Annotated in this window: 10 protein-coding genes; 3 read left to right on the top strand and 7 right to left on the bottom strand. The window is 61.5% G+C overall.

What is annotated here, in order from left to right:
• Window positions 1-11: 11 nt before the first annotated feature.
• The 4 genes from IB238_RS02735 to IB238_RS02720 are packed head-to-tail and all read right to left on the bottom strand — an operon-like array spanning window position 12 to window position 5,016.
• Window positions 12-1,262: an ABC transporter substrate-binding protein gene (locus IB238_RS02735; protein WP_192243338.1), complete on the bottom strand. Its 1,251-nt coding sequence runs from the start codon at window positions 1,260-1,262 to the stop codon at window positions 12-14.
• A gap of 30 nt (window positions 1,263-1,292) precedes the next feature.
• A complete protein-coding gene (locus IB238_RS02730) occupies window positions 1,293-3,665 on the bottom strand; it encodes a xanthine dehydrogenase family protein molybdopterin-binding subunit (RefSeq protein WP_192243336.1) in 2,373 nt (790 codons plus the stop codon).
• The gene (locus IB238_RS02725) at window positions 3,662-4,159 is read right to left on the bottom strand and encodes a (2Fe-2S)-binding protein (protein ID WP_192243334.1); all 498 of its coding nucleotides are present in this window, start codon (window positions 4,157-4,159) and stop codon (window positions 3,662-3,664) included. The genes IB238_RS02730 and IB238_RS02725 overlap by 4 nt, the downstream gene beginning before the upstream one ends.
• Window positions 4,156-5,016: a xanthine dehydrogenase family protein subunit M gene (locus IB238_RS02720; RefSeq protein WP_192243332.1), complete on the bottom strand. Its 861-nt coding sequence runs from the start codon at window positions 5,014-5,016 to the stop codon at window positions 4,156-4,158. The genes IB238_RS02725 and IB238_RS02720 overlap by 4 nt, the downstream gene beginning before the upstream one ends.
• A 241-nt stretch (window positions 5,017-5,257) precedes the next feature.
• Between IB238_RS02720 and IB238_RS02715 the strand changes: the two genes are divergently transcribed.
• The gene (locus IB238_RS02715) at window positions 5,258-5,914 is read left to right on the top strand and encodes a TetR/AcrR family transcriptional regulator (protein ID WP_192247304.1); all 657 of its coding nucleotides are present in this window, start codon (window positions 5,258-5,260) and stop codon (window positions 5,912-5,914) included.
• A 7-nt stretch (window positions 5,915-5,921) separates the two neighbouring features.
• Here the strand turns inward: IB238_RS02715 and IB238_RS02710 are convergent, their stop codons facing one another.
• The 3 genes from IB238_RS02710 to IB238_RS02700 form a co-directional block, all read right to left on the bottom strand.
• Window positions 5,922-6,179 (bottom strand): hypothetical protein, encoded by a 258-nt coding sequence (locus IB238_RS02710; protein ID WP_192243330.1) that lies wholly within the window; start codon window positions 6,177-6,179, stop codon window positions 5,922-5,924.
• Window positions 6,180-6,544: 365 nt separating this feature from the next.
• Complete coding sequence (locus IB238_RS02705; RefSeq protein WP_246723469.1) at window positions 6,545-7,483, bottom strand: DMT family transporter; 939 nt, start codon at window positions 7,481-7,483, stop codon at window positions 6,545-6,547.
• Between the two features lie 264 nt (window positions 7,484-7,747).
• Complete coding sequence (locus IB238_RS02700) at window positions 7,748-10,045, bottom strand: xanthine dehydrogenase family protein molybdopterin-binding subunit (protein WP_192243328.1); 2,298 nt, start codon at window positions 10,043-10,045, stop codon at window positions 7,748-7,750.
• A gap of 264 nt (window positions 10,046-10,309) precedes the next feature.
• Between IB238_RS02700 and pepN the strand changes: the two genes are divergently transcribed.
• Together pepN and IB238_RS02690 are read left to right on the top strand one after the other, a co-directional pair.
• On the top strand, window positions 10,310-12,958 hold the full coding sequence (gene pepN, locus IB238_RS02695) for an aminopeptidase N (RefSeq protein ID WP_192243326.1): 2,649 nt from the start codon (window positions 10,310-10,312) through the stop codon (window positions 12,956-12,958).
• A 194-nt stretch (window positions 12,959-13,152) separates the two neighbouring features.
• Window positions 13,153-15,498: a PAS domain-containing sensor histidine kinase gene (locus tag IB238_RS02690; protein WP_192243324.1), complete on the top strand. Its 2,346-nt coding sequence runs from the start codon at window positions 13,153-13,155 to the stop codon at window positions 15,496-15,498.
• Window positions 15,499-15,531: the final 33 nt, after the last annotated feature.

The raw sequence follows: 15,531 nt of genomic DNA, 5'->3' as shown, positions 1-15,531 counted from the left end.
GCCTCTCGATGTCAGTTTGGAAAACCGAGCTCGGAACAGCTCCGAAGGATGCTCTCCGCAGCCGGTTCGTTGGCCACGATGTTGAAGAGGTCAACGTCGCTCTTCATGTCGGCTTTGGCCTTGGCTTCGAGGACGAGGACCGACTGGACCGACTGGTGATCGCACTGGCGATAGTATTGCTCGCCCTTGGCAACGTCGTATTTCAGTGCTTCCAACGCGGCGATCACCTTCTGGGTGTCGGTTCCGCCCGCCGCCTCGATCGCCATCAACAGCGAGGCGATGCTTGTGTAGCCATAGGCGCCATAGTCGGTCGGCACGGCGCCGTCATAGGCGCTTCGGAACGCGTCGTTGAAAGCCTTCGCCGACGGAACGGTCTCTTCCTGACCCCAGTAGTAGTTCGCACCGCCGACGACGCCCTCGAACACCTCAGCGTCGACCGCAATCCGCTGGTTGTGCAACAGGACAGGCACGACGATCTTCATCTGATCCTTCACGCCGAAATCGACCGCCTGCTTGAGCGAGTTCGCCTGATCGCGGCCGAAGTTGCAGATGCAGAGAATGTCCGGGCGCATCGCCAGGATGCTTGGAATGAAGGTGGAGTAGTCGGGGGCGCCGAACGGATGCAGAATTTCGCCGACCGTTTCAGCGCCGATGGCATCTGCCGCACGCTTGAAGCCGCGCAGCATCTCATGACCGTAGGCATAGTCCGCAACGAGATAGGCGACCTTCGAGCCTTTCTGGAAAGTGTGCTTCGCCACGACGGCGGTCGTCATGTGCGGATTGAGCGCCTCATGGAAGGTGTACGGGCTGAAGTCCTTCACCTCGTTGATCGTATCGGACTGGCTGATCGAGATATAGAGCATGTTGCGGGCGCGGGTCACTTCGTTTACCGCAAGCTGCACGGCGCTGGACAAGGCACCGACGATCGCATGCACCTTGTCCTTCTCAATCAGCTCCAGCGTGCGCGTTGCAGCTTCGCCTGCGTTGAGTTTGTCGTCGCGCACGAGCAGCTCGACCTTCCGGCCGGCAACGCCACCCTTCTCGTTGGCAAGCTTGACGGCCAGCTCGGCGCTGCGAACCTGATCGTTAGCCTCCGCTGCGAACGGCCCGGTGAGCGGCGTGGGAAAGCCGATACGGATTACCTCTTCCTGCGCCCGCGCTATCCACGGCATGGAGAGCGCACCGACACCACCTGCAAGCCCAACGAGTGCCGCCCGACGGCTCAGTGGCAACGCCCCCAGCCTTTCAATACCCTTCGTCATCCTATTCTCCTCCCTGACTTCGGATTTCATTCAGATTGCACCAAGCGCCCTCAGAACCCGCGCCGGTGTCATCGGTATCTGCGCAATCTCTGCCCCCCGGCCAGCGAGTGCGTCGTTGACGGCATTCATGGCTGCTGCGGATGCGGCGGCTGTGCCCGCCTCGCCACAGCCCTTGGCGCCCAGTTCCGTGTCCCTGGTGGGTGTTTCCACATGGGCAATCACGATGTCCGGCATTTCACAGGCCATCGGCACGAGATAGTCGGCCAGCGAGCCATTGGTCACCTGTCCGTCCTCGTTATAGAGACACTCCTCGAAGAAGGCCGCGCCGAGCCCCTGCACCACGCCACCGCGGATCTGTTCGTCGACGAGCAGGGGGTTGATGATGCGACCACAGTCCTCAACGACCCAATGTTTGATAACCTTCACGAAGCCGGTCTCGGCATCCACCTCCACGAGGCAACCCTGCGCACCGTTCGTGAAGGCGAACGGATAGCCTTGCGGTGCAAAATGATGCGCTACGGAAAGCTGCGCTTGCGTACCAGCCGGCAACGTATCGGAGCGGAAAAACGCAATGCGCGCGAGTTCCGGGAGGCTGAGCCGTTGTTGGCCGTCGTCCGCACTGACGATCCAGCCGTCGCGAATATCGAGGCGCAAAGCGTTGCCCTGCAATATGATGGCTGCGATGGAAAGCAGATTGGCCTTGAGCCTGCGTGCGGCCTGCAGCGCAGTTTCACCGCCGATGCCAGCTCCCCGGCACGCCCAGGTGGCGCCGCCATGCGGCGTCGTGTCGGTATCGCCGGTCATCACCCGCACCGTTTCCCGCGCAACGCCGAGTTGGTCGGCAACGATCTGGCCAATGATCGTTTCCGTTCCCTGCCCTTGCTCCGTCACGGAGATCGCGCAGTGTATGTCACCGGAGGGTGTCAGCTTGATGATCGCGCCGTCCTGCGCCGAGATTCTCGCACCGCCCACTCCATAGAATGCCGGACCCGGGTTCGTGATCTCGACAAAGAGCGCAATACCGATGCCGCGCAGAACACCCCGTTCCCGCAGCGCCGCCTGCTCGCGGCGAAGGTCGTCGTAGCTCATGAGCGTCTTCAGCCGTGACAGGCAGACTTCGTGCGAGAGCTGCTCGAACCGGTAGCCCGTCGGCGACTGACGCGGATAACTGTCGTCCGGAATGAGATTGCGCGCTCGGATGTCGAAAGGATCCAGTCCCAGTCTGCGCGCAGCCGAATCCACGAGACATTCGGTAACGGCGCAGGCGATCGGATGGCCGACGGCTCTGTATTGGCTGGTCTGCACTTTGTTTTGGAAGACCACGGACAATTGCGCACGGTAGGAGGAAAAGTCATAGGGGGCGCCCATGAGGCGGACCACTTGGTTTCCTTCCACGACGCTCGTGCGCGGATAACTTGAAAAAGCCCCGACAGCGGTGACGTCATCGACGTCCATGGCAAGGATTTTCCCATCGCCACTGAAGGCTAACCGGGCATGCACGCGATGGTCGCGGGCATGAATGTCGGAGGTAAAGGCCTCCATACGGTCAGCGACAAACTTTACCGGACGGCCAAGCAGTATGGACGCTCCGACAACGGCCATCTCTTCGTGATAAACGTGCAGCTTCATCCCGAAAGATCCGCCGATATCGGGGGCGATGACACGGACGTTCCCGTCCGGAATGCCGTAGTGCCGGGCGTAGACATCTTGAAACTGATAAGGCGTCTGGGTCGCGTGGTGGGCGGTCAGCCTGTTCTCGCTCGGGTCGTAGTCGGCGACGATCGCGCGCGGCTCGAGCGTGACGGCCGTATGCCTTCCGAAGAGGAAGTCTTGCCCGACTTCAACAGCGGCCGCTTTGAACGCCTCGTCCACGCCGCCGCTGTTGATCTGGCTTGAGAAACACAGGTTGTCGCCGAGTTCCGGCGAAATCACCTCGGTATTTTCCGACATCGCCGCGCGCGGATCGGAGATCGCCGGAAGCTCTTCAATGTCCATCATCACCAGTTCGGCCGCATCTTCCGCAATGGCGCGGCTATCCGCGACGATGATGACGACGGGATGCCCCGACCAGAGAACCTTTTCGACCGCCAGCGGAAGCTGGGGAAGCGACTTCATATTCTTGAAGTGCTCGAGCGTACCGACCCAGGGGGTACAGATCTTCGCGAGGTCTGCCCCCGTCAGCACGGCGCGGACCCCCGCCAGTGCTGCCGCTTCCGCCGTGTCGAGCGACAGGATGCGTCCGTGGGCATAGGGGCTGCGGACAAACGCCGCATGCAGCATGCGTGGAAGAGACAGGTCCGTGACATAGCGGCCCTTGCCTTCGAGTAGGCGCTTGGCATTGGGCCGCGAGACGGATCGGCCGATATAGGAGTTGGGCCGATCGAGGGAGAAAAGGGCGCTCATGACCGCTCCTCCGCCGGCGTTGCGTATCGCTGCCTGGCTGTTGTCTCGATGGCATCAACGATCGCCTCATACCCAGTGCAGCGACAATAATTTCCAGACAGGGCATCGCGGATCTCGTCCCGGCTCGGCATCCCTCCGGCTGACAAAAGTCCATAGGCGCTCATCAGCATTCCGGGCGTGCAGAAGCCGCATTGAAGGGCGTTTCGTTCGTGGAAATTTCCCTGGAGATCGGCGATCGCCTGGCGCGTCGTAAGCCCCTCGATCGTCTCGACCGCACATCCATCCGCCTGAACGGCGAACATCAGGCAGGCGTGCACCGGCACATCGTCCAGCAGGACGAGGCAGGCGCCGCAAACCCCCATCTCGCAACCGGTATGGGTACCGGTCAGCTCGACCTCCTGCCGAAGGAAGTCGGCAAGCGTCATCCTCGGCGCAACGAGGCACTCGACCGTTTCCCCGTTTATTTCGAGAGAGACCGGAACTTTGCCGTTCATCCAATTGCCTCCAACCGACCCAGGAGGCGCCCGAGCAAAACGCGCGCCAGATGCCGGCGCATCGACGCCGGAATCTGGTCGTCGTCGGCAGGATCCAGGTCACTCTCGAGGGCATCCTGAGCCTCGCAAATAGTGCCGACATCAATGGAGCGGCCAAGCAGAACCTGCTCCGCCGAACGCGCACGTATCGGGGTGGGTCCGACTGCAAGAAAGGCGATACGCATATGCTCGACTGTCGCGCCATCGAAACGCGCGTTCACGCCAGCGCCGACGATGGCATAATCGCCCCTGCGCCTCGCCAGTTCATCAAACGCCGCACGCGTGTCGCCGCTCGATGTCGGAATATGAACCGCGACGATCACCTCGCCCGGCTGAAGGGCGGTCTCATAGAGATCAACGAAGAAATCCTCGGCAGCCACCCGGCGCACACCCTCAGGTGAGGCGATCTCGATGACCGCATCAAGCGCAAGCGCCATCGCCGGAAACTCCGCTGCAGGGTCGGCCAACGCCAGACTGCCGCCAAACGTCCCTTTGTTACGGATCGCCGGATGGGCGACGTGAGGGGCAGCCTCTGCGAGCAGCGGCGCATGCGTCCGCACAAGATCAGACGCCAGGATTTCACAATGCCGCGTTGCCGCACCGATACGCAAAGTGCCTTCTTCGAGCGAGATCCCCTTCAACTCCTCGAGCCGGCCGATGTCGACAAGAAGCGTCGGCGCCTGCAAGCGCAGCGCCAGTGCAGGTACAAGGCTCTGCCCTCCAGCGACAAACACGGCATCACCGTCCGCCGCGGCGAACGCCTTCATGGCATCCCCGACGGATTGCGGTCGCACATAGTCGAATGCCCTCGCCTTCAATTTCTCCCCCACCATGACCACGCAAATTTTGTGACCAGTTGGTTACAATAACCACACACCACATTGAGGCGTCAAGAAAAATTACCAGATGGTCTCAATTGCAGTTGAACATTGTCCGGGTTAGAAAGATTCGTGCGGCTGTATTCTTAGGTCGGCACGTTTTCGAGTAGGTCAGATGACGAAACAGAAGACATCTGGAAAAGACGGCAGGAAGTCGGGGGCCAACAGACCCAAGCACTACATGCGTGCGAACGAGCGTGAGCAGGTCATTCTGGAAGAGGCCGTCCGTTTCTTCGCCGAACATGGCTTCGAGGGCCAGACCCGGGAACTCGCCAAGCGCATGGGTATCACCCATTCGGCGATCTATCGCCATTTCCCCAGCAAGGAAGCTCTGATTGAGCGCGTCTACGAGCATATTTACCTCAGCCGCTGGGATGCGAACTGGGCAGGGCTCATCACAGACCGCAATCAATCACTTGAGGCGCGGCTGACGGAATTCTACCTGCAATATGTTGAACGGGTTTTTCACTACGACTGGGTCCGGATCTTCGTCTTCTCCGGCCTGAAGACGTTCGCCATCACCACTCGCTACCTGGACATCGTCCGGCTGCAGATCATCGAACCGGCCTGCCTGGAACTGCGGCACGAACTTGGTCTTCCGACCTGCGATGAAGTCTCTTTGTCAGAACGTGAGACAGAACTCTTCTGGGGCCTGCATGGCCGGATATTCTACCTTGCGATCCGCCGCTTCATCTACGCAACGCCGACGCCCACCGAACTCGAGCAGATCGTTAGGGACGGTGTCCTGAGTTTCATGATGGGTTGCCCGACAGTCATGACGAAGATCGTGCGAACGCCAATCAGCAGTCCCGAAAACCCAGAAGGGTTATCCCGGTGATATCAGGTTAACCGCGTAAGACTCCGACGACTTTCGATATCAAGCTGGCGACGACACCAGCCAGCACTTCAGCGCCCAGCGTCAGATCCAGCCTGTCGGTGTCTTCAGCGAGATTGTGGCTGATGCCGCCCTTGGAAGGCACGAACATCATGGCAATGAGAAGAACGCTCGATACATTGGCCGCATCGTGAAGAGCACGAAATGGACGAAAAGAGTAGTCTTTGGTGGCAGGATTGCCGGAAAGGTCACGCTGCCAAAAGGACAAGGCTTGCCGCGATTAATATTAGGCCGGCAACGAGCGGCGCACGCGCATTGCTGCGCATGGCTACGATTTCATCCAGTTGCTCACCTTCAGCCAAGCGTTCGAGCGCCTCCTTGCGGTAAGGCACTGCGCCGCTCTGGCCGTTTGTTTCATTGCCCACAATATTGGACCTAAGGTCCTGCTCCTCGGCCCAGTCGCGCTCTGCGCTGGCGACGTTGCCGGCTTGCAGGTTCTCGTAGGCGGTCTCGCCGCTGATCAGACCATTTTCCCAGAGCCCTATGATCGCCTTTTCATCTGTTCCGGAGAGATGGACCGCTCGACAAGCGTCTTGGGCGGCGTGACAACGATGTTGCTTATCTCGGTGTCGCCTAGCCTTGTGGCGTCATGTACCGGCGGGCGGCCTTTCTCTGCAGGCCGAGCCGGTGCTCGCGGATGATGATGAAGACCCCTGCGGAAATAACGATCACCGTGCCGATCAACATGGTCAGCGTTGGAATATCGTCAAAAAGCACGTAGCCAAATGCCATGCCGAGCACGATCGACGTGTATTCGAACGGGGCGATGGTCGAGACGTCGGCGTAGCGGTAGCTTGCAGTCAGCAACAATTGCGCCACGCCGCCGCAGAAGCCGGCAAGGGCGAGCAAGGTCAGTGCCATCCCGCTGAGTTCCACCCAGCCGAAAGGCAGGGTCGCCAGCGAGAAGACGGCGGCTGACAGCGAGAAATAAAGCACAATGGTCGGTGTTTTTTCCGTTCGCACCAGTTTGCGCACCAGAACCATGGCGATCGCACCGAGCATGGCCGATGCGAGAACGGCCGCGGCACCGAACGCCTCGGCCGTCCCGACCCCGCCTTCGCTGAACAGTGTCAGCCTCGGCCAGGTGATGATCATGACGCCGACCAGCCCGACAAGCACCGCCGACCACCGGTAGATCCCGACCGTCTCCTTCAGGAAGATTGCGGCGATCATCACCGCGATCAGCGGCATGGCGTAGCCAATTGCGATCGCTTCCGGCAGCGGCAGATGGACGAGGCCGTAGAAGCCGAAGCTCATCGAGACGATGCCGACGAACCCGCGCGCCAAGTGGCCGAGAATGTTTTCCGTTCGGAATGCATCGACAAGTTCGCCGCGGGTCGCAAGGTAGATCACGATCGGCACCATGGCGAATGCGGAGCGGTAGAAGGTGATCTGGCCGGTCGTGATGTCCTTGCCGGCCGCCTTTATCAGCGTCGCCATGCACACGAATATCACGACGGAGGAGACCTTCAGGAAGATCGCCCTCATCGGCTGTTGTTCTGCGAATTCCATGGGAAGGCGGTCTCTTGTTCGCGGCCCCGACGGGGACCGGCGACACCATCGGCGTCAATTGCGCGGCAAATCATCTTCGGGCGGATAGTAGCGCGGCATTCTTGAAAGAGGGATCAAAATTCGTGATGCGGCAGCACAGCTTTTGATGGTGGAGCCCCCAGAGCTCACCCCGTTTCAAGGCGGTATCCGGCCCTGAAACGATGCCCGGGCAGCGCATTCCTTGTGGACTGGAGGCACAGCCAAGCCCTGCCCGAAGCAGCAGCATTAGCCACCATTCAGCGCCTTCCAGATCGTCTGCGGCGTCGCCGGCATGTCGATATGGTCGATGCCGCGTGCCCGGTACAGTGCGTCGACAACCGCGTTCATGACAGCCGGACAGGCGCCGATCGTCGCTGCTTCCCCCGCTCCCTTGATACCGAGCGCATTTGTCGTCGAGGGCACGTTGCGCGTCTCGAACTTGAAGAACGGCAGTTCCTCGGCACGCGGCAGACCGTAGTCCATGAGCGTCGCCGTGAGAAGCTGGCCTTCCGGCGAGTAGACAGCCTCCTCGTTGAGACACTGGCCGATGCCCTGAACGATCCCGCCATGCACCTGGCCGAGCAGGAGAACCGGGTTCACCGTCACCCCGAAATCGTCGACGACCTGGTAGTTCACGATCTCCACCCGACCCGTGTCGGGATCGATCTCGACCTCGACGATGTGCGTGCCGTTTGGATAGGTCGCCTCGTCCTGCACGATGTCGGAAACGGAGATCAGGTCGTCCTCGGATTTCGCGGCCGCAGCAATCCCAGCAAAGCTCAACGCCTGGTCGGTGCCGACCACCCGCGCCTCTCCCGCGACCAGTTCGATATCCTCGGCCGAAGCTTCCAGTTCATCGCCGGCGATGCGCTTCATCTTCTCGGCCAGTCCCTCGCTGGCGGAGGCGACTGACACACCGCCAAGCGGGATGGAGCGCGAGCCGCCGGTACCCCCGCCCTTCATCAATTCGGCCGTGTCTCCTTGCCGCACGATGATCTTGTCGAAGTCGATCCCGATCTTGTCGGCGATGAACTGGCTGTAGGCTGTCGCATGCCCCTGCCCGTTCGTCTGCGTGCCAATGAACAGCGTGATCGTGCCGTCACCGTTCAGCTTCAGCTTCGCGGGCTCCGAGCCGGCGAAGGCGCAAGCCTCGACATAGGTCGACATGCCGATACCGCGGATGAGCCCTCTTGCTTTACTCTGCTCTGCGCGCGCCGCAAAACCGTCCCAGTCGGCAAGTTCCATCGCCTTGGTCATATGACCGTCGAATTCGCCAACATCATAGAGACGTCCACCCTGGGTCTTGTAGGGAAACTGCTCGGGCCGGATGAAATTGCGCCGACGGAATTCCGCCGGTGACATTCCGCTCTCGCGCGCAACCTTGTCGACCAGTCGCTCGATCACATAGGCCGCCTCCGGCCGTCCCGCGCCGCGATATGCGTCGACCGGCGTCGTGTTGGTGTAGAAAGCGCGGATGTGCATGTCGAGCAGCGGAATGTCGTAGACGCCCGTCGCCATGATTGCCGTCATGGTGGGGATCATCGGCCCGTACTGCGAGAGATAGGCGCCCATGTTCGCGTCCATGCGGATGCGCAGCGCCGTAATCTTGCCGCCGGCGTCGAGAGCCGCCGCGGCCTGCACGATGCTGTCGCGTCCATGGGAATCGGCCAGGAAGTGCTCGGCGCGGCTACTGACCCATTTGACCGGCCGACCAAGACGCCGCGCGGCTTCCATCACCAGCGGATATTCGCGGTAGTTGAAGGCCTTCGTGCCAAACCCGCCGCCGACGTCCGGGGTAATGACGCGGATCTTCTCCAGAGGCATACGGAAGACGTGCCCTGCGAGCGAGTTGCGTACCCCATGCACGCCCTGCGATCCGCAGGTCAGCGTGAAGCTCTGGCTCCCCTCGTCCCATTCGCCGATCGCGGCGCGCGGCTCCATGTAGTTGGCGACAAGCCGGTTGTTGACGAGCCTGATCTCGGTGACGTGATGCGCCTTTTCAAAAGCTTCTGCCACGGCCGCCGGGTCGCCGGTCTGATGCTCGTAGACCAGATTGGTGGCAAGCTCCGGCCACACCAAAGGCACGCTCTCGCCCTCGGCCGCCGCAAGCGAAACGTTGGCGTCCTCCATCTGCCAGTCGATCTCGATCAGTTCGGCCGCATCTTCGGCCTCGCCTTGCGTGTCGGCGACGATGAAGGCGACGGCGTCGCCGACATGGCGCACCCGGCCGCGACAGAGCACTGGGGCGTTGCGAACCTCATGCTTGCTGCCGTCGGGCTGGGCGACGCGCACAAGACAGGGAACATCGCCGAGATCGGCAATATCCTCGGCAGTCAGGATGAGGCGAACGCCCGGCGCCTCACGTGCGGCGTCGAGCGACGTGATCTCGAACGCCGCCGCCGCATACGGCGAACGCAGTACAAATCCGCGCAACTCGCCCGGCCTCGCGATGTCACTGGTATAGGAGCCTTCGCCCTTGAGAAGCGGAAGATCTTCCTTGCGCAATGCAGAAGCCCCCACTCCGAATTTCGGTGTAGCGATCATGCCGGCAGTGTCCCGAAGGTTTCGATAAAGCAGTCGCGACGGCACGCCGTCACCATTGTCTAAATGTTAGGCTGGTCCAGAAAAATGTCGAGGGGGCGCGCCCGCATTATTCCCCTAGTTGAAATGCAAACGGGTGATGCTCGGCAATGAGATGTTAAGCCGTAGCAAATATCAAGGGTGCGAGCCTAAGACCAATCCGTCCTTTTGCCTCTCGTCCTGTTGCTCTAAAACGGGATAGGCTGAAGGACACGAACAGGACATATCATGCGCACTGAGAGCGGCCGGATCATCCATCTGACAGACTACCGCCCGACAGACTTCGTTCTTGAACGCGTCGACCTCACATTCGAACTCGACCCGACCGAAACCAAGTGCACATCGCGCATGCTCTTCCACCGCCGCGAAGGCGCCGCCCCCGAAGCCCCACTCGTGCTGGACGGCGACGAACTGAACATGACCGGCCTTTTGTTCGACGGCATGCCGATGGAGCCGGAACGGTTCACGGAAGAAAACGATGTTCTGACGATCCGTGACCTTCCCGAGACCGGGTCCTTCGAGATCACCGTCGACACGGTCATCAATCCGGAAGCCAACACGCAACTGATGGGGCTCTACCGGACAAACGGTATCTACTGCACCCAGTGCGAGGCCGAGGGCTTCCGCCGCATCACCTATTTCTACGACCGACCGGATGTGCTCTGCGTCTACACGGTCAACATCATCGCCGACAAGGAAAGCTCCCCGCTGCTTCTCTCCAACGGCAACTTCCTTGGCGGTGCGGGCTATGGCGAGGGCAAGCACTTTGCGGCCTGGTTCGATCCGCACCCCAAGCCCAGCTACCTCTTCGCGCTCGTCGCCGGCGACCTCGGCGTCATCGAAGACACATTCACCACCATGTCCGGCCGCGAAGTGGCACTGAAGATCTATGTCGAGCACGGCAAGGAGCCGCGCGCGACCTATGCCATGGACGCGCTGAAGCGCTCGATGAAATGGGACGAGGATGTGTTCGGCCGCGAATACGACCTCGACATCTTCATGGTCGTGGCCGTGTCGGACTTCAACATGGGCGCGATGGAGAACAAGGGGCTCAACGTCTTCAACGACAAGTACGTGCTCGCCGACCCGGAAACGGCGACCGACGCCGACTACGCCAACATCGAGGCGATCATCGCCCACGAATACTTCCACAACTGGACCGGCAACCGCATCACCTGCCGCGACTGGTTCCAGCTGTGCCTGAAGGAAGGGCTGACGGTCTATCGCGATCATGAATTCTCAGCCGACCAGCGCTCGCGCGCCGTCAAGCGCGTGGCCGAGGTGCGGCACCTGAAGTCGGAACAGTTTCCCGAGGATGCGGGCCCCCTCGCCCACCCGGTGCGGCCGACGAAATATCGCGAAATCAACAATTTCTACACGACGACGGTGTACGAGAAGGGCGCAGAGGTGACGCGCATGATCGCGACCATCCTCGGACGCGATCTCTTCAAGAAGGGCATGGACCTCTACTTCGAGCGCCATGACGGGGACGCCGCGACGATCGAAGACTTCGTCAAGTGTTTCGAGGATGCGAGCGGCCGCGACCTCACCCAGTTCTCACTCTGGTATCATCAGGCTGGCACGCCGCTCGTCACCGTCTCCAGCGCCTTCGACCCGGCGAAGGGTACGTTCACGCTCTCGCTCGAGCAGATGGTGCCGCCGACGCCCGGGCAATCCGCCAAGGAGCCGATGCACATTCCGTTGCGCTTCGGCCTTCTTCTCCAAGACGGAACAGAGGCAAAGCCGTCTTCCATCGAAGGCGCCGAAGTCACCGGCGACGTCCTGCATCTGACCGAGCGCAAGCAGACCGCCACGTTCAACGGCATCGCCGGCCGTCCGGTCGTCGCCCTCAACCGCAACTTCTCCGCCCCGATCAACCTGCACTTCGAGCAGGCTCCCTCGGATCTCGCCCACGTCGCGCGGCATGACGGAGACCTGTTTGCACGCTGGCAGGCACTGAACGACCTCGCATTGCCGGACCTGGTCGAAGCATCGCGCAATGCCCGCGCCGGTACCGCAATTGCGGTGAATTCGCTCCTGGTTGACACGCTGATCGCAATCGCAGGGGATGAAAGCCTGGAGCCGGCCTTCCGTGCACAGGTCCTGGCACTTCCGAGCGAAGCTGACATCGCACGTGAACTTGGCAGCAACAATGACCCGGACGCGATTCGCGCCGGCCGCGAGGCCGTCCTTGCCTTCGTAGCCAGCGAAGGGGCCACCCTTTTTGCCGCGCTTTTCGACCGGCACCACATGAAGGGAAGCTTCATGCCAGATGCCGCTAGTGCCGGCCACCGGGCGCTTCGCAATGCGGCCCTGACCTACATCGCCATTGCGGAAGGGCTGCCTGGGCGCGCTGCCCAAGCGTTTGCCGACGCCGACAACATGACGGACCTCAGCGCAGCGCTCACGGTCCTCGCCCACCGCTTCCCCGAAGCGGCCGAGACACAAGCTGCCCTCGAAACCTTCCGCGCGCGGTTTGCCGAGAATGCGCTCGTCCTCGACAAGTGGTTCGCGATCCAGGCAACGATACCGGGTGAAGGCGCTCTCCAGCGCGTGCAGCACCTGATGGAGAGCCCGCATTTTAACCCGGCCAATCCCAATCGCGTACGCGCGCTGGTCGGAACCTTTGCCTTCTCCAACCCGACCGGCTTCAATCGCCTCGACGGCGAGGGCTATCGCTTCCTGGCATCGCAGATCCTTGAGATCGATCCGAAGAACCCACAGCTCGCCGCCCGGATCCTCACCTCGATGCGCTCCTGGCGCTCGCTGGAGGAGGTGCGCGCGGAACATGCGCTCAATGCGTTGCGAAAGATTGCAGCGGGCGAGAAGCTTTCGGCTGATGTCTCCGACATCGTCGAGCGGATGCTGAACGGCTGACGGCCAAAAAGGGCGACGTGCAAGCGCTCGACGTCCGCCGACGCAACCTGTCGGCGGACTACAACTTCTCAACCCTCAAAATTGGTTAAAAAATCCTTACCCTTTCCTCTGGACAAGGCGAATCGCGAATGATTCATTAGCTTAGATTCGGACGAACGGTGTTTCGAATCACCAGAAGAAACAGGGTGTTGGATATGGCGGACGCGCAGCGGGGACGCGCAGCCGGGGGGCGGATTCGTCTCAAATTTCCAGGCGTGGCTGCCTGGGACGAGGATCTGGCGGGGCATGCCCGGATTTTCGCCGGCCCGGCCACCTTGCGCCTGTCTCGCGCGGAGCCGGTCATCAAGCGATCGATCCCGATCCTGGTCATTGCCTTTCTGATTGTGGTTGGCATTTCGCGGCTGGCCGGCCTCGTGCTGGAGTATCAGCGCATGGATGCGGGAGTGCGCGACGGCACGTCGTTGATGGCTGCTGCCGTTGGTGCGCTGTACGCTGCCGACGACACGCTGTTTTCCGACGGGCAGCGCAATCAGGTCGAGCGCACGCTTTCCAAGCACCTGCCGCAGGACCGGTTGCCTGAAGGCGCCCTGGTTCTGTTTGCTCAGAAGAGCGGTCGTGTTTTCGCCAGTTCGCTTTCGGGCGCGGGGTTTGTCGGCATGTCGGTTGCGCGGATTGCACCCGATGTCGCTGCGGCCCAGTATTTCGGCGAGCCATCCGGGATCATGCGTGCCCGTATCGGCGATGCCGAACATTATTTCTCGATCATCGACGTCCAGAAGGGCGGTGGATTTGTGCTGGTCGCGAGCCCGCTCGACGGCATCGACGCGCAGTGGCGCAGCGAGTTGTCGCTGAATGTCACGCTCTTTGCCGGGATTTCGGCCATTCTCGGCTTCATTCTCTATGCTTATTTCCTCCAGTCGAAGCGCGCACGCGACGCGGACGCGATCTTCGCCGAGTCCAATCTGCGGGTCGAGACGGCACTGGCGCGTGGCCGATGCGGGCTTTGGGACTTCGACCTGTCGGGCCGGCGATTGTTCTGGTCGCGCTCCATGTACGAAATGCTCGGCATGACCGCGCGTGACAACTACCTGTCCTTTGGTGAGGCGGCTCGCCTGATGCATCCCGATGACGATGGCATCTATCAGGTCGCACGCGCGGTTGCGAAGGGCGAGGCGCGTCAGGTCGATCAGGTGTTTCGCATGCGCCATGCGGACGGCCACTATGTGTGGCTCCGCGCCCGCGCCCAGCTGATCCGGATGGGCTCCGGCCGCACGCACATGATCGGCATCGCCATGGACGTGACCGAGCAACATCGGCTCGCCCAGCGGTACCAGGAGGCCGATCAGCGGCTCGCTGTCGCAATCGAGTGCACCTCGGAAGCCTTCGTCCTCTGGGACAAGGACGACCGTCTTGTCATGTGCAACGCCCATTATCAGCAGGCCTATGGCTTACCGGACGAGGTGCTGGTTCCCGGCACCGAGCGCATCGTCGTCCACGCCGCGGCAGCCCGGCCGGTGATCGCACGCCGGATCGCCGATGCCAGCAGCGGCAGCAACGCCCAGACGTCCGAGGTCCAGCTTGCCGACGAGCGCTGGCTGCAGGTGAACGAGCGCCGCACGAGCGACGGCGGCCTGGTCTCGGTCGGCACCGACATCACCATGATCAAGCGCCATCAGGTGCGCCTGCGCGAATCCGAACGCAGGCTCGTCGCGACGATCGGCGACCTGTCAGCCTCGCGCGCCAAACTCGAGAAACAGAAGTCCGAGCTTTCGGTCGCGAACGCGAACTATCAGGCGGAAAAGGAGCGCGCTGAGGCCGCGAACCGGGCCAAGTCCGAGTTCCTCGCCAACATGTCGCACGAATTGCGCACACCGCTGAACGCGATCCTCGGCTTCTCTGACATTCTGCAGAACCAGATGTTCGGACCACTCGGCTCGGAGAAATACGACGAGTATGCCCGCGATATCCACGATAGCGGCCAGCACCTGCTGAACGTCATCACCGACATTCTCGACATGTCCAAGATCGAGGCGGGCCACATGCGCATCAGTTGCGACGTCATCGACCTGGCGCCGCTGATCGATGAAACCCTGCGGCTGACCTCCGTGCAGGCCGAACAGAAGAATATCCATGTGCTGCAGCAGGCCTCAGCCGGCCTTTTACTGACTGCCGATCGGCGGGCGATGAAGCAGATTCTGCTCAACCTCCTGTCCAACGCGATGAAATTCACCAACAGCGGTGGAAAGGTAAGCGTCCGGGCACGGAAACGGAACGGCGCGGTCACGTTGACGATCGCCGACACCGGAATCGGCATCCCGAAGGCAGCGCTCGCCAAGATCGGTCAGCCGTTCGAGCAGGTGCAGAGCCAATATGCCAAGAGCAAAGGCGGATCCGGGCTCGGCCTTGCCATATCCCGGTCGCTGACCCGGCTGCACGGCGGCAGCATGCGCATCTTTTCAGAAGAGGGCAAAGGCACGATCATCTCCGTCCGCATTCCGGAACGGGGAAACGCAATCCTCCCCTGCAAGGTCAGCGCCTGACGGTTTGACACCGCCTGCCGCACCGCGTTTTGC

Origin of the sequence: Rhizobium sp. ARZ01, assembly GCF_014851675.1 — a bacterium.
Taxonomy (GTDB): domain Bacteria; phylum Pseudomonadota; class Alphaproteobacteria; order Rhizobiales; family Rhizobiaceae; genus Mycoplana.
The sequence above is the reverse complement of the archived record's forward strand: the minus strand, read 5'-3'. Positions and strand labels throughout refer to the sequence as shown.

Excerpts from the sequence above, each read along its gene's own strand:
- IB238_RS02725 (WP_192243334.1), bottom strand. The coding sequence starts at position 4,159 with ATGAACGGCAAAGTTCCGGTCTCTCTCGAAATAAACGGGGAAACGGTC.
- pepN (WP_192243326.1), top strand. The coding sequence starts at position 10,310 with ATGCGCACTGAGAGCGGCCGGATCATCCATCTGACAGACTACCGCCCG.
- IB238_RS02705 (WP_246723469.1), bottom strand. The coding sequence starts at position 7,483 with ATGGAATTCGCAGAACAACAGCCGATGAGGGCGATCTTCCTGAAGGTC.
- IB238_RS02690 (WP_192243324.1), top strand. The coding sequence starts at position 13,153 with ATGGCGGACGCGCAGCGGGGACGCGCAGCCGGGGGGCGGATTCGTCTC.
- IB238_RS02700 (WP_192243328.1), bottom strand. The coding sequence starts at position 10,045 with ATGATCGCTACACCGAAATTCGGAGTGGGGGCTTCTGCATTGCGCAAG.
- IB238_RS02730 (WP_192243336.1), bottom strand. The coding sequence starts at position 3,665 with ATGAGCGCCCTTTTCTCCCTCGATCGGCCCAACTCCTATATCGGCCGA.
- IB238_RS02735 (WP_192243338.1), bottom strand. The coding sequence starts at position 1,262 with ATGACGAAGGGTATTGAAAGGCTGGGGGCGTTGCCACTGAGCCGTCGG.
- IB238_RS02715 (WP_192247304.1), top strand. The coding sequence starts at position 5,258 with ATGCGTGCGAACGAGCGTGAGCAGGTCATTCTGGAAGAGGCCGTCCGT.